Origin of the sequence: Erythrobacter sp. WG, assembly GCF_026586795.1 — a bacterium.
GTDB lineage: Bacteria > Pseudomonadota > Alphaproteobacteria > Sphingomonadales > Sphingomonadaceae > Erythrobacter.
This window is the reverse complement of record NZ_JAPFGY010000019.1, coordinates 19733-38809: the sequence shown is the minus strand read 5'-3', so window position 1 is coordinate 38809 and position 19077 is coordinate 19733. Positions and strand designations below refer to the sequence as shown.

Annotated in this window: 15 protein-coding genes and 1 tRNA gene; 12 read left to right on the top strand and 4 right to left on the bottom strand. The window is 68.9% G+C overall.

Annotated features, from left to right (window positions below):
- The first annotated feature begins 3 nt into the window (after positions 1-3).
- From OPU67_RS10780 to OPU67_RS10770, 3 genes are read left to right on the top strand one after another with little or no spacing between them, the layout of a single operon-like run.
- Positions 4-723, top strand: coding sequence for a ParA family protein (locus tag OPU67_RS10780; protein WP_267619545.1), 720 nt, complete (start codon positions 4-6; stop codon positions 721-723).
- Positions 724-746: 23 nt separating this feature from the next.
- Positions 747-1403 (top strand): hypothetical protein, encoded by a 657-nt coding sequence (locus OPU67_RS10775; protein ID WP_267619544.1) that lies wholly within the window; start codon positions 747-749, stop codon positions 1401-1403.
- A gap of 52 nt (positions 1404-1455) precedes the next feature.
- Positions 1456-2814 (top strand): tetratricopeptide repeat protein, encoded by a 1359-nt coding sequence (locus OPU67_RS10770; protein WP_267619543.1) that lies wholly within the window; start codon positions 1456-1458, stop codon positions 2812-2814.
- A gap of 149 nt (positions 2815-2963) precedes the next feature.
- On the opposite strand, the gene OPU67_RS10765 is transcribed toward OPU67_RS10770, so the two are convergent.
- The gene (locus OPU67_RS10765; RefSeq protein WP_267619542.1) at positions 2964-4199 is read right to left on the bottom strand and encodes a dihydroorotase; all 1236 of its coding nucleotides are present in this window, start codon (positions 4197-4199) and stop codon (positions 2964-2966) included.
- 91 nt (positions 4200-4290) lie between these two features.
- A complete protein-coding gene (locus tag OPU67_RS10760) occupies positions 4291-5307 on the bottom strand; it encodes an aspartate carbamoyltransferase catalytic subunit (RefSeq protein ID WP_267619541.1) in 1017 nt (338 codons plus the stop codon).
- Positions 5308-5424: 117 nt separating this feature from the next.
- Between OPU67_RS10760 and sppA the strand changes: the two genes are divergently transcribed.
- Together sppA and OPU67_RS10750 are read left to right on the top strand one after the other, a co-directional pair.
- The gene (gene sppA, locus OPU67_RS10755) at positions 5425-7314 is read left to right on the top strand and encodes a signal peptide peptidase SppA (RefSeq protein WP_267619540.1); all 1890 of its coding nucleotides are present in this window, start codon (positions 5425-5427) and stop codon (positions 7312-7314) included.
- A gap of 87 nt (positions 7315-7401) precedes the next feature.
- Positions 7402-7476: transfer RNA gene (locus tag OPU67_RS10750), tRNA-Val, on the top strand.
- 214 nt (positions 7477-7690) lie between these two features.
- Here the strand turns inward: OPU67_RS10750 and OPU67_RS10745 are convergent.
- Positions 7691-9061, bottom strand: a complete 1371-nt coding sequence (locus tag OPU67_RS10745; RefSeq protein ID WP_267619539.1) for an L-serine ammonia-lyase — start codon at positions 9059-9061, stop codon at positions 7691-7693.
- Positions 9062-9303: 242 nt separating this feature from the next.
- On the opposite strand from OPU67_RS10745, the gene OPU67_RS10740 reads away from it, so the two are divergent.
- The 4 genes from OPU67_RS10740 to OPU67_RS10725 are packed head-to-tail and all read left to right on the top strand — an operon-like array spanning position 9304 to position 13102.
- The gene (locus OPU67_RS10740; protein ID WP_267619538.1) at positions 9304-10326 is read left to right on the top strand and encodes an ester cyclase; all 1023 of its coding nucleotides are present in this window, start codon (positions 9304-9306) and stop codon (positions 10324-10326) included.
- A complete protein-coding gene (locus OPU67_RS10735; RefSeq protein ID WP_267619537.1) occupies positions 10323-11300 on the top strand; it encodes a cupin domain-containing protein in 978 nt (325 codons plus the stop codon). Before OPU67_RS10740 ends, OPU67_RS10735 begins: the two co-directional genes overlap by 4 nt.
- A gap of 3 nt (positions 11301-11303) precedes the next feature.
- Positions 11304-12029, top strand: a complete 726-nt coding sequence (locus tag OPU67_RS10730) for an SDR family NAD(P)-dependent oxidoreductase (protein WP_267619536.1) — start codon at positions 11304-11306, stop codon at positions 12027-12029.
- A gap of 14 nt (positions 12030-12043) precedes the next feature.
- Positions 12044-13102, top strand: coding sequence for an ester cyclase (locus OPU67_RS10725; RefSeq protein WP_267619535.1), 1059 nt, complete (start codon positions 12044-12046; stop codon positions 13100-13102).
- A gap of 76 nt (positions 13103-13178) precedes the next feature.
- Here OPU67_RS10725 and OPU67_RS10720 read toward each other — a convergent pair whose 3' ends face one another.
- Positions 13179-15809: a TonB-dependent receptor gene (locus OPU67_RS10720; RefSeq protein ID WP_267619534.1), complete on the bottom strand. Its 2631-nt coding sequence runs from the start codon at positions 15807-15809 to the stop codon at positions 13179-13181.
- A 231-nt stretch (positions 15810-16040) separates the two neighbouring features.
- Here OPU67_RS10720 and hisD point away from each other — a divergent pair, with 231 nt between their 5' ends.
- The 3 genes from hisD to OPU67_RS10705 are packed head-to-tail and all read left to right on the top strand — an operon-like array spanning position 16041 to position 19073.
- Positions 16041-17330: a histidinol dehydrogenase gene (gene hisD, locus OPU67_RS10715; protein WP_267619533.1), complete on the top strand. Its 1290-nt coding sequence runs from the start codon at positions 16041-16043 to the stop codon at positions 17328-17330.
- Positions 17308-18339, top strand: a complete 1032-nt coding sequence (locus OPU67_RS10710) for a LacI family DNA-binding transcriptional regulator (protein WP_267619532.1) — start codon at positions 17308-17310, stop codon at positions 18337-18339. Before hisD ends, OPU67_RS10710 begins: the two co-directional genes overlap by 23 nt.
- Positions 18336-19073, top strand: coding sequence for an alpha/beta fold hydrolase (locus tag OPU67_RS10705; RefSeq protein WP_267619531.1), 738 nt, complete (start codon positions 18336-18338; stop codon positions 19071-19073). Before OPU67_RS10710 ends, OPU67_RS10705 begins: the two co-directional genes overlap by 4 nt.
- Positions 19074-19077 lie beyond the last annotated feature (4 nt).

The window sequence follows — 19077 nt, the reverse complement described above, 5'->3', positions numbered from 1 at the left end:
GCGTTGCGTGTACTCGCTTTGGCATCGCAGAAAGGCGGATCGGGGAAGACCACCCTGTCCGGACATCTCGCCGTTCAGGCCCAGCGCGCCGGCGCCGGGCCGGTCGTGCTGATCGATATCGACCCGCAAGGGAGCCTCGCCGACTGGTGGAACGAGCGCGAGGCGGAATATCCCGCCTTCGCCCAGACCACCGTGGCCCGGCTCGCCAATGACCTTCAGGTGCTGCGCAGCCAAGGCTTCAAGTTGGCGGTGATCGACACCCCGCCGGCGATCACCATGGCGATCCAGTCGGTCATCTCGGTCGCCGAACTGATCGTCGTGCCGACCCGCCCTTCCCCGCACGATCTGCGCGCCGTGGGTGCCACCGTCGACCTGTGCGAGCGGGCGGGCAAGCCCCTGGTGTTCGTCGTCAACGCCGCGACGCCCAAGGCGAAGATCACCTCGGAGGCCGCCGTCGCGCTGTCGCAGCACGGCACCGTCGCGCCGATCACGCTCCACCACCGCACCGACTTCGCCGCCTCGATGATCGACGGCCGCACCGTGATGGAAGTCGATCCCGAAAGCCGCTCGGCGGCCGAGATTGCCGCGTTGTGGCGCTATATCGCCGACCGGCTGGAAAAGAACTTCCGCCGCACCGTGTTCTCGCCCGCCCCGAACGGCGCGATGCAGATGGGCGGCGTCCCGCGTCCGGCCGGCGGCTTCGGTCGCCGGGTGGCCCAGTAAGCGCGAACGGGGGCCCGAGCACCATGTCCGAATCCGGTTTCGCCTCGCTCGGCCCGTCGCTGCTGGCCCGCAAGGGCGGCGCCAAGCCCGCCATGCGTCCGCAGGTCGCCCCGCTGGTCGCCGACGCGGTGCCCGCCGGGCCCATTGCCGAGGAACAACTCGAGGATCTCGGCTGGAACGACATGGGCCACGATGACGACGCCGGCGGCGAAGTGGTCCCCATCAGCACCGCAATATCGCCCGATTTCGAAGCGCCCGGTCCGATCATCCGTCGCCAGCAGCGCCGGCTCGAGGAACGCGTGCTCGCCGATGCGGCGATGACCGGTCCCGAAAATCACGACGCGGCAGGTGACGAGGAAGAGGATTACGAGGAAGCCGACGAAGCGCTCGACGGCGAGTATGCCGGCGAATCGCTCTACGCCCCGCTCGCGCCCGCGCCGGTCGCCGCAGCCGCGCCGCGCGTCACGGCGGCCCGCACCTACACCCGCGTGCCCGCCGTGCAGTCGGGCCGCCGCGCTGCCTTCACCCTGCGGCTCGATGCCGACCGCCACCTCAAGCTGCGCCTCGCCGCGACCATGCAGGGCGTGAGCGCGCAGGTGCTGGTGACCGAGGCACTGGACCGCCTGCTCGCCGAATATGACGAACTCGATCTCATCGCCAACCACCTCAAGCGCCACTGACCGGCGCGAAGCACGACACATGAACAGCCAGGATCAACGGGGGAATTCGACCATGGACCGCAAGCTCAAGACCGGACGCCTGACGGGCCCGCGCCTCGCGATGGCCGCCACCACCGCCATCGCCGCGCTGGCCCTGCCCGGCTGCACCACCGCCTCCGCGCCGCCCGCCGACCTGTCGTTCAGCAGCGCCAAGGGCGCGCTCGCCAAGGGCCAGGTCGACAAGGCCATTGCGCACGCCGAGGCCGCCGTGCTCGCCGATCCGCGCAACCCCGGCTTCCGCGCCCTGCTCGGCGCCGCCTATCTCGAAGCGGGCCGTTTCCAGTCCGCCGCGACCAGCTTCGGCGACGCGCTCGATCTGGGTGACGAGAACCCGCGCACCGTGCTGAGCTTCGCGCTCGCCAAGATCGGGCTCGGCCAGGGCCAGGCGGCGGCGGCGCTGCTCGATCAGTATGCCGACATCCTCGATCCCGCCGACCTCGGTCTGGCCCTGGCGCTGGCCGGGCAGCCCGAGCGCGGGGCGGGCGTGCTGGTGAACGCGGTCCGCGCGAGCGAGGAGGCCTCGCCCAAGCTGCGCCAGAACCTCGCCTACACCTACGCGCTGGGCGGCAACTGGCGGATGGCGCGGGTCATGGCCGCCGAGGATGTGCCCGCCGACCAGATCGACGCGCGCCTTGCCGAATGGGCAGCGAATGCCGCGCCCGAACTGTTCCAGCAGCGGATCGCCGCGCTGCTCGACGTGACGCCGCGCGCCGACAGCGGCCAGCCGCAGCGTCTCGCGCTCGCCAACTTCCCGGCGCAGGCCACCATGGTCGCCGAGGCTGCGGCGCAGGCCGATGTCCCCGCCGCGGACGAGGCGCCGGTGCAGGTTGCCTCCGCCGATCCCTCGCCGGCGTTCAACGAAGCCTTCGCGCCGGCCGCGCCCTCGGTCGAGACGGTCGATCCGGCCGCCTATGCGGCTCCGCGCTATGTTTCGAACCCGGTGGTGCAGCAGCTCGCCAGCAGCGCCGCACCGCGCCGCACGGCCGGCGCTCCGCGCGTTGCCGAGGTCGCCCAGCAGCGCCGCATGGCCGCGACCGCCATGGCGGCGGAAGCGCCCGCATCCAAGGAGCCGAGCACGCACCTCGTGCAGCTCGGGGCCTACGACAGCAAGCTTGAGGCCGAGCGCGGCTGGACCATGCTCAAGGCAAAGTTCCCGCAGCTCAAGGATCGCAAGGGCGTGATCACCCAGGCGGTGGTCGACGGCCGCACCTTCTGGCGCGTCGCCGCCGAGGGCTTCGGCCAGTCGGGCGCCAAGGCGATGTGTTCGACGGTCAAGTCGGCCGGCCGCGGCTGCTTCGCCTATGCCGCCACGAACCCGCCCAAGGGCGCGGTCGCGGATCGCCCGGTGCAGGTCGCTGCGCGCAGCCGCTGAAACGCATCACGGTTCACCCAATGAGCACTTTGGCTCCCGGAAGGCTCCGCGCCTTCCGGGAGTTCTTTTGTGTCGCATGTAGGAAATGGTCTGGTTGACGTTCGCGGCCGCGGACCTGCGCACCGAATGACTTTTGTGAACAAGACGGCTCAGATGCCGAGCCGGACCCCGCCCTTCCACAGGCCCAGCACACGCCCCTGCGCACCTTGACGGTCGAAGGGGGTGTTGTCGGCGGTCGCCTCCATCTTGCGCCGGTCGATGATCCACGGTGCATCGGGGTCGATCAGCGCGAGGTCGGCTTCCAGCCCTGCCGCGAGTTCCCCGGCGGGCACGCCGAGCAGACGGGCCGGGTTGCGCGAAAGGCAGTCGAAGGCGCGCTCCAGGCCGATCACCCCGTCGCGCACCAGCCCCAGGGTGATGGCGAGCAGCGTCTCTGCGCCTGCCATCCCCGGCGCGGCATCGGCGAAGGGCAGGCGCTTGTCCTCGGGCCCGCGCGGATCGTGGCCGCTGGCGATGACATCGACCGTGCCGTCGGCGATCGCGGCAAGCGCCGCCTGCCGGTCGGCCTCGCTGCGCAAGGGCGGCGAGAGGCGGGTGAAGGTGCGGAAGTCGGCGATGGCGAGGTCGGACAGCATGAAATGCGCTGGCGTGATCCCGCAGGTCACCGGCAGCCCCCGCGCCTTCGCCGCGCGGACCAGATCGAAGCCGCGCGCGGTCGTCACCTGCCGGATATGCAGCCGCGCCCTTGCCAGCTCGGCCAGCGCGATGTCGCGGGCGATGGCGAGCGCTTCGGCCTCGGCGGGTGCGGCGGGCAGGCCGAGCCGCGTGGCGATCTCGCCCGCGGTGGCCGCCGCCTCGCCGACCAGGCCGCCGTCCTCGGCATGAGTGACGACCACCAGACCCAGCATCGCCGCATACTGGAGCAGCCGCAGCATCACGCCGCTGTCGGCGATCCAGCGCCGCCCGGTGGCGATACCCTTGGCGCCCGCCTCCTGCATAAGCGCCAGCTCCGCAAGCTCGCGCCCCTCGAGCCCTTTGGTGGCGGCGGCGAGCGGATGGACCCAAAGGTCGGGCTTGCCGGACTTGGCGATGAAGCCGACCCGGCTAGGCAGGTCGAGCGGCGGCGACTGATCGGGCATGAGCGCTGCGCGGGTGATCCCGCCGAAGTGGAAGGCGGGCTTGTCGATCGCGAAAACCCCGAAATCGACGAGGCCTGGAGCGAGAAGCTTGCCGCGGGCATCGACCACCATGTCGCGGCTTTGCGCCGCGACTCCGGCCCCGATCGCGTCGATGACCCCGCCACAACATCGCAACGCACCGTCGATGACCCCCGCACGAGTGACCAGCTGCGCGTTGACGATGGTGAGCGGCTCCGCCTGTCTCATCCCGACCTCCGTTCGTGTCGAGCGCAGTCGAGACACCGATGCGCAATGCCTCTCGACTTCGCTCGAGGCGAACGGGAAGAACCACGCCGGATCACGCCCAGCCCTCCAGCCCGCGTGCGCCGCGCGTCAGCACATCGAGGCAGGCCATGCGGATCGCCACCCCCATCTCGACCTGCCGGGTGATCAGCGAGCGGCCCGCAAGATCCGCGACATCGCTGTCGATCTCGATCCCGCGGTTCATCGGCCCGGGGTGCATGACAAGCGCATCGGGCCGGGCGAGCGCGAGGCGCTTTGTCGTCAGCCCGTAGAGATGACGATATTCGCGCGGGGACGGCACGAACTGCCCGCTCATCCGCTCGGACTGGAGGCGCAGCATCATCACCACCTCCGCGCCCTCGAGCGCCTCGTCGAAGCGGTGGTGGACCTCCACCCCCATCGCCTCGACGCCGGCCGGCATCAGCGCCGGCGGCGCGCAGACCCGCACCTTGGCGCCCAAGGCAGTGAGGCACAGGATGTTCGAGCGCGCGACCCGGCTGTGCAGGATGTCGCCGCAGATCGTCACCGTCAGCCCGGTGAAATCCTCCGCCCCTTCCCCGCGCTCCGCAAGTGCATGGCGCAGGGTCAGCGCATCGAGCAAGCCTTGCGTCGGGTGCTCGTGCTGCCCATCGCCGGCATTCAGCACCGGGCAATCGACCTTGTCCGCAATGAGGCGCGTCGCACCCGAAGAGCCGTGGCGGATCACGATCGCATCGGCGCGCATGGCATTCAGCGTGATCGCGGTGTCGATCAGCGTCTCGCCCTTCTTCACCGAGCTTTGCGCGGCGTGCATATTGACCACGTCAGCGCCGAGCCGCTTGCCCGCGATCTCGAAGGAGAGGAGCGTGCGGGTGGAATTCTCGAAGAAGGCGTTGATGATGGTGAGGCCCGCCAGAAGGTCGGTGTGCTTGGCGCTCTGCCGGTTCAGCGCCACCCACTGCTCGGCCTCGTGGAGGAGGTAGAGGATCTCGTGGCGCTGGAGATGGCCGATGCCGGTGAGGTCGCGGTGCGGGAAAGCAAGGCGCCCGGCCGGAAAGCGGCCCGGCGTCGAGGAAGGTGCGGTCGTTGCCATCGAAGCCACGCCCTTAGTCGAGCCGCATCGCCCGCTCAACCCGCCCTCTTGCGCTTTCCGATAGAAGTTGCCCGGCAAAGCCCCTAGATCGTCCCGGCAAGGCAAAAGGGACATCGGATGAGCTTCGTCGGCAAGGTGTGGAAGGTCCTCGTCGGGATCAAGGACGGGCTCGTCCTGTTGTTCATGCTGCTGTTTTTCGTGGCCCTGTTCGGCATCCTTTCGGCGCGGCCCAATCCGGGTGCGGTCAAGGACGGTGCTCTCCTCGTCGACCTGTCGGGGACCATCGTCGAGGAGAAGTCCTCGCTCGATCCGATTGCGGTGCTCCTCTCGCGCAGCGCCCCCGTCGGCGAGGTGCGCGCGCGCGACGTGACCCGCGCGCTCGATGCCGCGGTGACCGACGCCCGCGTCAAGGCGGTGGTGCTCGACCTCGGCACCTTCCTCGGCGGTGGGCAGGTCCACCTCACCGAGATCGGCGCGGCGATGGACCGCGTGCGCAAGGCCGGCAAGCCGGTGCTCACCTGGGGCATCGGCTATGCCGACGACCATATGCTGCTCGCCGCCCATGCGAGCGAGGTGTGGCTCGATCCGATGGGGGTGGCGGTGATCGCCGGACCGGGCGGCAGCAACCTCTACTATGCCGGCCTGCTCGAGAAGCTGGGCGTGACCGCGCGCGTCTACCGGGTGGGCGAGTTCAAGGCAGCAGTCGAACCGTGGACGCGCACCTCGATGTCCGAGGAAGCGCGGGCCAATATCGGCGGGCTCTACGGCGCGCTGTGGGAAGAGTACAAGGCCAGCGTCACGCGTGCCCGGCCCAAGCTGCAACTCGCCAAGGTCACGGGCGATCCCCAGGCGTGGATCGAGAGCGCGCAGGGCAACATGGCGCAGGCGGCGCTCGCGGCGGGGCTTGTCGACAAGCTCGGCGACAAGACGCAGTTCGGCGCGCGGGTCGCCGAACTGGCCGGCAAGGACAGCTTGGACAAGACGCCCGGCAGCTTCGCGAAGAGCGAGCTCGCCCCCTATCTCGCCGACATCGGCGACAAGCGGCCGGGCAAGAAGATCGGTGTCGTCACCATCGCCGGCGAGATCGTCGACGGCGAGGCAGGCCCCGGCACCGCCGGGGGCACGCGGATCGCGAAGCTGCTCGACGATGCGCTCGACGATGATCTGGCCGGGCTGGTGGTGCGAGTCGATTCGCCAGGGGGATCGGTGACCGCCTCCGAGGAGATCCGCCGCGCTGTCCAGCGTTACCGCGACCGCAAGATTCCCGTCGCCGTGTCGATGGCCAACCTCGCGGCGAGCGGCGGTTACTGGGTCGCCACCCCCGGCGAACGGCTTTTCGCCGAACCCGCCACCGTCACCGGCTCGATCGGCGTTTTCGCCGTCCTGCCGACCTTCGAGAACGCCGCCCCGCGCCTTGGCGTGACGGCGGACGGGGTGCGCACCACGGCACTGTCGGGCCAGCCCGACCTCGTCGGCGGCTTCACCCCGGCGATGGACAGCCTGCTGCAAGCCAACATGACCGGCACCTACCGCAACTTCCTCGGCCTTGTCGCCAAGGCGCGGCGGATGCCGGTGGAGCGGGTCGACGCGATCGGCCAGGGACAGGTCTGGGACGGCGGCACGGCCCGGCAGAACGGGCTGGTCGACGAATTCGGCGGCCTCCCCGAAGCGCTCGCCTGGGTGGCGGGCAAGGCCGGGGCCAAGGAGGGGGAGTGGCACGCGGTCTATCTGGGCGAAAGCGGCAACGATTACGATTCCCTGATCCGCCGCCTCGTCACCGAGCGGAGCAGCCCGGCGACGGGGGCTGGAGATCTCTTCGCGATGACCGCGCTGCGCGGCGAGGGCCTCGCCAGCCGTCTCGGCCGCGACCTCGCACGGCTGACCGGCACCCGGGGCATTCAGGCGCTGTGCGTGGCGTGCCCGGCGGGGGCTCAAGTGCCGGACGGCGGTGGATCGCGGCAATCTGGCGGGCTTCTCGGCGTGCTGGCCTGGCTCACCGGCGACTAAATGCGCCCGGCCCGACGGCGGTGCTTGCCAAGCCTGCCCGACCCCATTAAAGGCGCGCCCCTGTCCGGGCCGCATGGCCTTCCGGGCGGGCGCGTAGCTCAGCGGTAGAGCACACCCTTCACACGGGTGGGGTCACAGGTTCAATCCCTGTCGCGCCCACCATCTTTCCGATGGCTTGGGAGAGATGGCGCTGGTTCTTGCCAGAAAAACTTGGAGATGGGCCGCGAGCTCAGCCGGCCAGATGGCTCGATCACGCGCGTACCTTTGAGCATCCCGTCACCCGCGATCAGCGATAGGTCGTGATCGATCCCGGATCCATTCGACAGCCGCATCAGTCATTCTGATCGGGTCCGGCGGGCCGCCGCACGCCAATGCCTCAGCAAGCCGCGACGTTCACCGCAAGCCCGCCAAGGCTGGTCTCCTTGTATTTCGAGGACATATCGATGCCCGTCTGGCGCATCGTTTCGATCACCTGATCGAGCGAGACCTTGCCCACCTCGTGGCTGTGGAGCGCGAGGCGTGCGGCGTTGACCGCCTTGACCGCGCCGATGGCATTCCTCTCGATGCAGGGGATCTGCACGAGACCGCCGACCGGATCGCAGGTCAGGCCGAGGTTGTGCTCCATCCCGATCTCGGCGGCCGCGGCGACCTGCTGCGGTGTGCCGCCCCACACCGCAGCAAGCCCGGCGGCCGCCATCGAGCAGGCGACGCCGACCTCGCCCTGGCAGCCCATCTCCGCGCCCGAGATCGAGGCGCGCTGCTTGTAGAGAATCCCGATGCCGCCCGCCGTCAGCAGGAAGCGCCGCGCCTGATCCTGCGCCCGCTCCCCATCGGAACAATATTGCCGCAGCACCGCCGGAATGATCCCCGCCGCGCCGTTGGTGGGGGCGGTGACGACCCTTCCGCCGGCAGCGTTCTCCTCGTTTACCGCCATGGCGAAGAGGTTGAGGCGGTCCATCAGCGCCTCGGCCTCGTTGGCGGGGGCGGCGGTGAGCTTGCGCCACAACTCGGGCGCGCGGCGGCGGACCTGGAGGCCGCCGGGCAGGTGCCCCTCCTGCGTCAGCCCCCGGTCGATGCAGGCGCGCATCGCGGCGAGCAGGCGGTCGATCCCGGCGAGCGTCTCGGCCTCCGGGCGCCATACGGCCTCGTTGGCGAGCACCACGGCGGCGATGTCGCGATCATGCGTCTCGCACAGCTGGAGCAGCTCCGCGCCCGACGCATAGGGCAGCGCCGCGCGGACCGGGCTCGCGACAAGATCGTCGGCGCTCGGCGCGGCAAGCTGGCGCGCCGAGGCGATGAACCCGCCGCCGGTCGAATACCAGGTCTCGTCGGCAAGCGGCGCCGCGTCCTCGCCATAGGCGCGCAGGCGCATCCCGTTGGGATGAAGTTCGGGCACCACCTCGCAAGCGAGCACGATGTCGCGGCCTCGGTCGAAAGGGACGGGCTGCGTGCCGAGGAGCCGGATCTCCCCCGCTCCCGCTTCGGCGAGCAGCGCGGGCACGGCGTCCGGATCGACGCTGTCGGGCTCCAGACCCATCAGCCCCAGGACGCAGGCATTCACCGACCCGTGACCCACCCCCGTCAGCGCCAGCGAGCCCTGCAGCTCGATCGCCACCCTGCGCACATCGCCGAGCTTCCCCGCCTCGGCCAGAGCAGCGACAAAGCGCCGCGCAATGCGCATCGGCCCGACGGTGTGCGAGCTCGACGGGCCGATGCCGATGCGGAACAGGTGGAGGATCGAGAGCATGGGGTGCGGCTCTGGCAAGAGGATGAGTGATGAATGCGGATGCAAAGCCGGCGTCGAGCGTCCGAACCGATTGTTTGGAATAGGCGCAAATCGAACGGCCCTCAAGCCACCTCTTCTCCCGGTATATGCGGACTTTGTCACGAGCGGGCGGGACGTGGTACAAAAAGTTTGCCAGTGCCTATTTGTCATTGACTGCGAATGCAAATGGGCCTGTAGTCGGACTGACCGGAGGAGGAATAGCAGTGGCAGCTTCCAGCGCCGATGGCGACGCGGACAAGCAGAGGGTGGATGCTGGCCTGCGCGCGCTCGCAGCCGCCCCGGCCGATGCGCGCGCCCAAGCTGCTGCGGCGATCTTCGCACCCGAGTGCCGCTTCCACATAGCCCACCCCTTCAACGATCTGGCGGGACTGGACGCGGGCCTCGATGGCTATTTTACCCCGCTCCTTTCCAGCCTGCACCACGCCGCGCGCACCCACGCCATCGTCGCGACCGACACGTTCGAAGGGGCGCGGCTGGTCGCGGTGATGGGGCACTGGCACGGCACCTTCACCGCCGACCTCGTCGGCATTCCGGCGAGCCACAAGGCGGTGTGGATCCGCTTCGGCGAAATCCACCGCATCGGCGCGGACGGACGGATCGCCGAAAGCTGGATGCTGCCCGATATGCTCGATCTCATTCGGCAGGCAGGGCTGTGGCCGCTCGCACCCAGCCTCGGCGCGGAGCACCAGTGGCCCGCGCCGGGCGGCAACACCCGGGCGCTGTCCGCGACCGACCACGCCGCCGGCCACGCCAACCTCGCGCTAGTAAGGGGGATGCACGCCGCGCTCGGCACTTTCGACGGCACGTCGCTGGATTCGATGGACCTCGCGCCTTGGTGGACCCCCGATTTCGCCTGGTACGGCCCGGCGGGGATCGGCACGTGTTTCGGTCTCGAGGGCTTTCGCACCGTCCACCAGATCCCCTTCCTCGCCGCCTTTCCCGACCGGCGCGGAGGCCAGCACATCGCCCGGATCGGCGACGGCGATTTCGTCGTCACCGGCGGCTGGCCGAGCGTCACGGCCACACACTCAGGCGACGGCTTCTGCGGGATGCCCGCCACGGGCCGTTCGGTGGGAATGCGGGTGATGGATTTCTACCGCTGCGAGAGCGGGCTGATCGCCGAGAACTGGGTGCCGCTCGATATCACCCACCTGCTGCTGCAGATGGGCTACGACCTGTTCGCGCGCATCGCCCATTTGCGCGGCCATCCCCGGACCAGTCTGTGACCCTCGCGCCCGCCATCGAGAGCAGGATCGTGCGCTATGCCGATCTGGTGCCGTGCCGCGATGCCTTCATCGACACCCGTTCGCCGGGCTCGGATCAGAAGGAGAACTTCACGATCATCGGCCCGGGCGTTGCCGAAAACCCCAACCAGCACGTCCACATCAGCGAGCCGCACGGCTTCAACATCGGCGGGGCGCGCCAACCGCCGCGCTGCCTCAATTCGCAGCACTCTCACGAGACGGTGGAGGTGTTCTACGTCCACTCCGGCCAGTGGCGCTTCATGAGCGGTGAGCACGGCACGGACGGAGAGGTGTTCATGGGGCCGGGCGACCTCATCTCGCTGCCCACCCGGATGTTCCGCGGGTTCGAGAATGTCGGCGAGGATGAGGGTTTCCTGTGGGCGGTGCTCGGCGGGGACGATGCCGGGCACGTGCTGTGGGCGCCCTATGTCTTCGCCATGGCGCGCGATTACGGCCTCGTGCTGCTCGAGGACGGCACGCTGATCGACACCGCCAAGGGCGAGGCGGTCCCCGCAGGCGCGAAGATCATGCCGGAGACCACGGCTCAGCAGGTCGAGGCGCTGACCCGCGCGGATTCGCAGGCGCTGGCGGCTTGCGTGGTCCCGGCGGGGATGGCGCGCCCGCCAGCGGGGGCGACGGCCCCGCTCGGCGTGACGGAGCGGCTGCTGATCGGTGCTCCCCCGATCGACTGGCCCCACGGCTTCACGCTGAGCGAAGCGACCCTCGCCCCCGGCGCCGCGCTTCCGCCGCATCGGCTGCGCGTGCCCGACGTCTGGTTCGTGCAGGAAGGCGCGGTCGCGGTCGCGATCGGTGAGGAAACCGCGCTCTGCGGCCCTGGCGACACCATCACCGTTCCGGTCGGCACGGTGCGCGCGCTGTCGAACCCCGGCGCGACGCCCGCGAAAGTGGTGCAGGTGCGCGGGGGCGACGGCCTGACCATTGTCGAGGCGGTCTGACCCGTGGCGGGCGTGCTCGCCGGAAAGCGCGCGCTGGTGACGGGCGCAAGCAAGGGGCTGGGCCGCGCGATCTGTCATGCATTGGTTGCGGAAGGCGCCCACGTGACCGGCGTCGCGCGACCCTCGCCCGAACTTGACGGCCTCGCGCAGGAACTCGGCTCCGCCTTCGAAGCCTGGCCCCATGACGTCACCGGCGAGACGGTGCTCGCCGCCATCGCCGCCGCCGCGCCCTTCGACATCCTCGTCAACAACGCGGGCACCAACCGCCCCCAGCCCTTCGCCGACGTCGAAGACGAGGCGCTCGACCTCATGCTCGGCCTCAACGTGCGCGCGCCTTTCCGCATCGCGCGCGCCGCTGCGCGGCGGATGGAGCGCGGCGCCGCGATCATCCACATGACGAGCCAGATGGGCCATGTCGGCTCGCCGAACCGCACGGTCTATTGCATGACCAAGCACGCGCTCGAGGGGCTGTCGAAGGCGATGGCGGTAGAGCTGGCGCCGCAGGGCATCCGGGTCAATTGCGTCGCGCCGACCTTCGTGAAGACGCCGCTCACGGAAGGCTTCTTCGCCGATCCGGCGTTCAGGGCCTTCGTAGACCGGATGATCCCGATGGGCAAGCTTGCCACCCCCGAACAGGTCGCCGCTGCGGTGGTTTATCTCGCCTCGCCCGCGGCGGCCATGATCACCGGCCACAGCCTGCTGATCGACGGCGGCTGGACCGCGCAATAGGAGAACCGAGCCCCATGTCGCCCCCCGTGATGCGCGTCGCCACCACCGACATCACCGACATGATGAACCCCGGCACCGAACGGCGTATGGCGCTGCCGGGCTTCGCGGACGAATTCGTCGATTTCCCGCACTACATCATCCGCATCACCGATCGCATCTGGCACGACCGCGAGGTCGAACTATGCCTCGAATGGTATTCCGAGGACTGCTCGATCCACACGCTCGCGGGGCCGATCACCGGGGCACAGACCGTGGTGGACAACACCTGGGCGACGCTCGCCGCGTTCCCCGACCGCAGGCTCGATGGCGACAACGTGATCTGGTCGGACGAGGGGGACGGGAGTTTCCTTTCCTCGCACCTCATCACCTCGAAGATGACCAACTTAGGCGACAGCGACTTCGGCCCCGCCACGGGCAAGCGCGTGCTGGTGCGCACGATCGCCGATTGTCTGTGCCGCGAGAACCGCATCGTCGAGGAATGGCTGGTGCGCGACAACCTCGCGCTGGTCGAACAGCTGGGCTTTGCGCCCGCTAAGGTCGCCGCACAGCAGGCCGCCCGCGATGCCAAGAGGGGCAGGCCGCTCACCCAGATGCTCGCCCCCTACCACGCCGAGGCGCTCACGGGCACCGACGCCGCGCCGCGGACCGATGCGCAGACCGTCGCCGCCGACCTACTGCGCGCCCGCTGGCAGGAGGGCGACGCGGCCCGCGCCGCCGCCCTTTCCGACTTCCGCCTGAATGCCTGGGTGCCGGGCGGGCGTTTCCTCTACGGGCCCGATCAGCTCGCCGAATGGTCCGCCCCGATCCGCGCCGCCTTCGGCCCCCGCGCGCGTCTGCGTCTCGAGCACATCGCCGAGGTGCCCTACCTGGGCGAGGCGCGCGACGTGGCGGTGCGCTGGTCGCTGGCGGGCGCGCACGCGGGCGAGGGGGTCTACGGCGCGCCCACCGGCGTGCCTTTGCTCATCATGGCGGTCAGCCACTTCCGGGTCATCGAGGGCCGTGTGCGCGAAGAGGTCACCATCTGGGATGATATTGCAGTGCTGCGCCAGATCGCCGGCGGCGCGGCAGCCTGATCGCAGCTAGCGCAAAAGAAGGGGGGCGGGAATGATCCCGCCCCTCCGCTTGTGACGCCTATGTCGCCCTCGGCAGTCAGAACCGCAGGCTCAGGATCGCGCCCCACTGGCGCGGCGGTGCAAAGCTCGCCTGCAGCGCCCCGCCCCCGCCCCACACGAAGCGGTTGATGGTCTGCTCGTCGGTGACGTTGTTGACGAAGGCCTGGATCGAGACGTTCTCGTTGTAGGCCCAGGTCAGGCGCAGGTCGATCTTCTGGAAAGCTTCCTGCCGCTCGAGGATCGAGTTGAACGGCTGGCCGAAGAAGCTCGACGAGAAGTTCATGATCGCAAACGGCGTCAGCGTGCCGAGGTCCCCGAGGTCGATCTCGTAGCTGGCGAAGACGGCGCCGGTCCAGTCGGGCGAGTGCGGGATCGCATTGCCACCGATATTGCAGCCGAAGGCTGCTGCGGCCTGTCCGGGGCCGCCGGTGCCCGGGATCAGCGCGCAGTTGTAGCCCGGCGCAAAGACGCGGCGCTGCCCGGCGGGCGCGATCGTCACGCCGTTCACGACTGTCGGCGCAAGCTGGGTCGTGTCGGCGACGAGAATGCTCGTGCCGAAGGGTGCGGGCACCTGGTCATATTGGGAGTAACGGGCATTGAGATAGGCCACGTTCGCCCCGATCTCGAGCCCCGGCGTCGGCCGCCACAGCAGCTCCGCCTCGGCCCCGTAGGCACGGGCGCGGGCACTGTTTTCGATGATCGAGAGCGTCGTTGCGCCCTGGGGCACCTGCCGCTGCTCCTGCAGACCGCTGAAGCGGTTGTAGAATGCCGCAAGGTTGAGCTGCAGGGTGTTGTCGAGGAAGCGGTTCTTCGACCCGATTTCGTAGGCCGTCACCTCTTCGGGAGCGAAGGTCGGCTGCAAGGCCGCCGGCCCTTGGCCTGAATTGAACCCGCCCGACCGGAAGCCCGTCGACACGCTCGCATAGAGGAGGTTCTCGGGGGTCAGGTCGTAATCGACCGCCAGCCGCCAGGTCGCCTTGCGGAACTTGGCCGTGTCATAGGTCGCCCCGGTCAGCACGGTGGTGTTGGCCGCAAGGCACTGGAAACCCGGGCGCGGCGGAGGGAAGCTGGTGAAGGTGCAGTTGGTGGCCGCACCCTGCACCCCGAAGGCGCTGTCGGGGATCGGCCCGGTCGCCAGCGTGATCGCGTTGCCCTGCGGCACCGGCGGGGTGCCGGCCGTTGGCAGCACGGCGTTGGCATTGGCGAAGGCGAAATCCTTGGTGTCCTGGGTCCAGCGCAGCCCTGCCGTAAGGCGCAGATTGTCGACCACCTCGTAGCTCGCCTGCCCGTAGAAGGCGATGCTTTCGGTCGAGGCGCGCTGCTGGTCATAGAAGCCCGCGCCGTTCTGGGCGAGGTTGAGGTTGGGCGTGACGTTGCGGATGATGCGCGGCAACTGCTGGTTGATGAAGATGCCGGTCAGGTCGTCCTTGAAGTAATAGGCCCCCACCACCCAGTCGAGCCGGCTGGTCGTGTCGCTGGACAGCAGCTGGATTTCCTGACTGAAGGTCTCCGCGCGTGTGTCCTGGAAATCGATCGCGATCTGGTTGCCGGAGAAATCCGAATCCGACGTGCGCACCGCGCCGAAATCGGTGTAGCCGGTGATCGAGCGCAGCTTCACCCCGCCGAAATCATAGGCGATATCGGCGGTGAAGGCGATGTTCTCGAGATCGAGGATGGTCGGCTGGTCGGTGTCGATGGTGTAGCCATCACCCGGCGCGACGATCGGCACGCCCAGATCGCTCGTCGCAGCGCCGCCCGGCAGCGCGTCGTTGATCGCGTCCCGGTTGCCGGGGCGGGTGTTGAGGAACACCGGCGTCGCGTTGTAGAGCTGCTGGCGCGAGCCGACGTCGAAATAGGACCCGATGATCTTGTAGCCGAAGGCCGAGCCGCCCGCACCCTTGCGGAGCGAATAGTCGAACTTGAGGTAGGCCGAGAAGGCGTCGTTCGGCTCCCACTGGATCGCGGCGCGAAGGTAGCGGCTATCGTCGTCGAACAGGTTGTTGCCGAGCGGATTGACGTTTTCGACCCAGCCGTCGGAGGTCTCGTATGACCCGGCGACCCTCACCGCCAGCGTATCGCCCAGCGGCAGGTTGACGAAGGCATCGCTGCGGAACCGCCCGAACTCACCCACATGGATGTCCGCCCCGACCAGCAGATCACCCAGCTTGGGGCGCGCGGAGCGGATCTCGATGTTACCGCCGAAGGTGTTGCGGCCATAGAGCGTGCCCTGAGGACCGCGCTGGACCTCGACCCGCTCGATGTCGACAAAGCCGGTGGTCGCCTGGCTGGCGCGCGACTGGTAGATGCCGTCCACGAAGAAGCCGATTGTGGTGTCGCCGTTGACGCCGACATTCTCGGTGCGCACCCCGCGGATCGCGGGACGGGCATCGGAGCCGGAACGGCCGAAGGTGAAGCCCGGCACGAGCCCCTCGAGGCGCCCGATGTCGAAGGTCCCGCGGGCGAGAATCTGCTCCGCGCTGAAGGCCGAGACCGAGAGCGGCACATCCTGCAGGTTTTCCTCCCGCCGCTGCGAAGTGACGATGATCTCGCCGATGCCGACGCTCTCATCCTTGCTTGCGGCATTTTCCTGCGCCTGAGCCGGCAGGGCGGCGCCGAGTGCGATGATGCTGACGCCGACGGTGATAGCGTCCCTGAACTGACCGGCCATGTGATTTCCCCTCGGATAGCTTGCCGATGACGAGAAATGCCACACTTGACTTCGGATGCAACATGAATCGTTCCAACACCGACTTATTGACGCACATCAATTGCGATTGTTGCAGAAATGCCATGCAAACTACGCTTTTCCTCGGCCTGCCTCTCGCCTTGGCAACCTGTTGCGCTTGCATCCGAAGTCACTTGTGCATACGATCGGTTCGTTCGTAGGGAGACGACAGACGTGGCACGCTATCTCAAGACCGGCATCACCGAGGATGCCGCCGCCGAAGCCGATGCGCAGGTCCGCGCCACGGTCGAAACGATCATCGCCGACATCAAGGCGCGCGGTGACGATGCAATGCGCGAGTGGTCGGAAAAGTTCGACGGCTGGAACCCTGCCGACTTCCGCCTGTCCCAGGCAGAGATCGACGCCGCCTATGCCGAGCTCGACCCGCAGGTGATCGAGGACATCCGCTTCGCCCAGGCACAGGTGCGGAACTTCGCGCAGATCCAGCGCGATGCGTTGAAGGACGTCGAGGTCGAGACGCTGCCGGGTGTGGTGCTCGGCCACCGCAACATCCCGGTCAATTCGGTCGGCTGCTACGTGCCGGGCGGCAAGTATCCGCTGGTCGCCTCGGCGCACATGAGCGTGGTCACCGCCAAGGTCGCAGGGGTCAAGCGGATCGTCTCGGTCGCCCCGCCCTACCAGGGCAAGCCCAACCCGGCGATCGTCGTCGCCATGCACATGGCGGGCGCGGACGAGATCTATTGCGTGGGCGGGGTGCAGGCGGTCGCGGCGATGGCGCTCGGTACCGAGACGATCGCCAGCGTCGACATGATCGTGGGTCCCGGCAACGCCTATGTCGCCGAGGCCAAGCGCCAGCTTTTCGGGAAGATCGGCATCGACCTTCTAGCAGGTCCCACGGAGACGCTGGTGATCGCCGACGAGACGGTCGACGGCGAGCTGTGCGCCGCCGACCTCCTCGGCCAGGCCGAGCACGGGCCGAACTCGCCCGCCGTGCTGCTGACCAATTCGGAAAAGCTCGCGCGCGACACCATGGCCGAGATCGAGCGCCAGCTCACTACCCTCCCCACCGCGCCCATCGCCGCCAAGGCCTGGGCGGACTATGGACAGGTGATCGTCGCCGACAGCTACGAGGAAATGGTCGCAATCGCCGACCAGATTGCTTCCGAGCACGTCCAGGTGATGACCCGCGATCCCGACTATTTCCTCGCCAACATGACCAATTACGGCGCCCTGTTCCTCGGCGAGCGCACCAATGTCTCCTATGGCGACAAGGTGATCGGCACCAACCATACCCTCCCCACCCGCGGCAATGCCCGTTTCACCGGGGGGCTGTGGGTTGGCAAGTTCATCAAGACGTGTACCTATCAGCGCGTGCTGACCGATGCGGCGAGCCGGATGGTGGGGGAATATTGCTCGCGCCTGTGCGCCATCGAGGGCTTTGCCGGGCACAAGGAGCAGGCCGACATCCGGGTGAGACGCTATGCCAAAGAAGAAGCTGCCTGAGGCGGCGCACGCTGGCTCGGGCGCGACGTCGTATGACGTGGCGGAACTCGCCGGCGTCTCCCAGTCGGCGGTCAGCCGCGCGTTTCGCAAGGGCGCCTCGATCGCGCCCAAGACGCGCGAGAAGATCATGCGTGCGGCCAAGCAGCTGGGCTATCAGCCGAACGCCTTCGCCCGCGGCCTCATCACCCGGCGCACCAATCTCGTCGCGGTGGTGATCTCGAACCTCACCAACCTCTATTACCCCGAAGTGCTTGCCGAGCTGACCCAGCGCCTGTCTGCGACCGGACACCGGGTGCTCCTGTTCAGCCTAGCAGCGGAGAGCGAGATCGACGAGATGCTGGGCCTGATCTGGCCTTACCGGGTCGACGGGGCGATCATCGCCGCGCGCTTGAAGGACGAGCAGATCCGCCAGTTCCACGACCGCGGCATCCCGATCATCCTCTACAACCGCGTCGGCGATGCCGAACCGGCCGCCAGCGTCGCCTGCGACAGCGCGGCGGGGATGCGCGAGCTGGTCAAGCACCTGCTCGCCGCCGGGCACCGCCGCTTCGGGATCATCGCCGGGCCGGAGGACAGCTATGTCGGCGAGGAGCGGCTCGATTCCGCGCGTCGTCATCTTGCCGCGGCGGGGATCGAGGCGCCCCTCCATCGCGGCCGCTTCGACTATCGCTCTGGCGAGGAAGGGCTGCGCGCGCTGATGGAGGCTGCGGGCGGCAAGCTCGATGCGGTGATCGCCACCAATGACGCGATGGCGATGGGCGCGATCGATTGCGCGCGCGGCACTTATGACCTCGCCATCCCCGAACAGCTGTCTATCGTCGGCTTCGACGGGGTGGGCCCGGCGACCTGGGGCGGCTACCAGCTCACCACCATCCGCCAGCCGGTGCGGCGCATGGCGCAGGCCGCGGTCGATATGCTGATCGAGCGGATCGAGCAGCCCGGCATGATTCCCGAACAGCGCCTGTTCGGCGGCGAGTTCCTGCCCGGCCGCTCGGCGCGGCTGGGATGAACGCCGCCCCGCTCCCGCTCCTGATACCGGGCAATATGTGCGATGCCCGGCTGTGGACCGAGACGGTCCGGCAGACGCTTGAAGCGGCGACAGGGCACGCGGCGGTGGATGCCGACACCACGCGCGACGACAGCATCGCCGCGATGGCCGCTCGCGCACTGGCGGCACGGGACGGGCCGTTCCTCGCCGTCGGCTTCTCGATGGGCGCGATCGTCGCGGTCGAGATGGCGGTGCTGGCGCCCGAACGCGTCGCGGGCCTTGCCCTCATCGGCTACAACGCCACCGCCGACTTGCCGGAACGTGCCGCGCACCGCCCCGCCCAGCAGGCCGAAGTCCGTGCAGGTGGCCTCGAGCGGGTGCTGGTGGAGGAGTTGAAGCCCAACTACCTCGCCGCTGCCAACCGCGGCAACCTGCCCCTCCTCGACCTGCTGCGCGACATGGGAATGGCGCTCGGACCCGAGGTGTTCATCCGCCAATCCGAGGCGCTGCGCCGGCGCGCCGACCGGGTTGCGGCGCTCGCCCGCCTCGCCTGCCCCGTCCTGCTGATGGCGGGCGCGGAGGACGCGCTCTGCCCGCCCGACTGGCACCGCCGCTGGCAGGCGCTGATCCCCGGTGCGCAGCTCCACATCGAGTCTGCCGGCCATATGCTCCCGCTCGAGGCGCCCCGCGCGCTCGCCGGGCAGCTGGCCGCGTGGCTCGCCGCGACACACGCCCTTCAAGAGAGGACCGCCTGACCCC

Excerpts from the sequence above, each read along its gene's own strand:
- OPU67_RS10775 (WP_267619544.1), top strand. The coding sequence starts at position 747 with ATGTCCGAATCCGGTTTCGCCTCGCTCGGCCCGTCGCTGCTGGCCCGC.
- OPU67_RS10770 (WP_267619543.1), top strand. The coding sequence starts at position 1,456 with ATGGACCGCAAGCTCAAGACCGGACGCCTGACGGGCCCGCGCCTCGCG.
- OPU67_RS10765 (WP_267619542.1), bottom strand. The coding sequence starts at position 4,199 with ATGAGACAGGCGGAGCCGCTCACCATCGTCAACGCGCAGCTGGTCACT.
- OPU67_RS10760 (WP_267619541.1), bottom strand. The coding sequence starts at position 5,307 with ATGGCAACGACCGCACCTTCCTCGACGCCGGGCCGCTTTCCGGCCGGG.
- sppA (WP_267619540.1), top strand. The coding sequence starts at position 5,425 with ATGAGCTTCGTCGGCAAGGTGTGGAAGGTCCTCGTCGGGATCAAGGAC.
- OPU67_RS10745 (WP_267619539.1), bottom strand. The coding sequence starts at position 9,061 with ATGCTCTCGATCCTCCACCTGTTCCGCATCGGCATCGGCCCGTCGAGC.
- OPU67_RS10725 (WP_267619535.1), top strand. The coding sequence starts at position 12,044 with ATGTCGCCCCCCGTGATGCGCGTCGCCACCACCGACATCACCGACATG.
- OPU67_RS10720 (WP_267619534.1), bottom strand. The coding sequence starts at position 15,809 with ATGGCCGGTCAGTTCAGGGACGCTATCACCGTCGGCGTCAGCATCATC.
- OPU67_RS10710 (WP_267619532.1), top strand. The coding sequence starts at position 17,308 with ATGCCAAAGAAGAAGCTGCCTGAGGCGGCGCACGCTGGCTCGGGCGCG.
- OPU67_RS10705 (WP_267619531.1), top strand. The coding sequence starts at position 18,336 with ATGAACGCCGCCCCGCTCCCGCTCCTGATACCGGGCAATATGTGCGAT.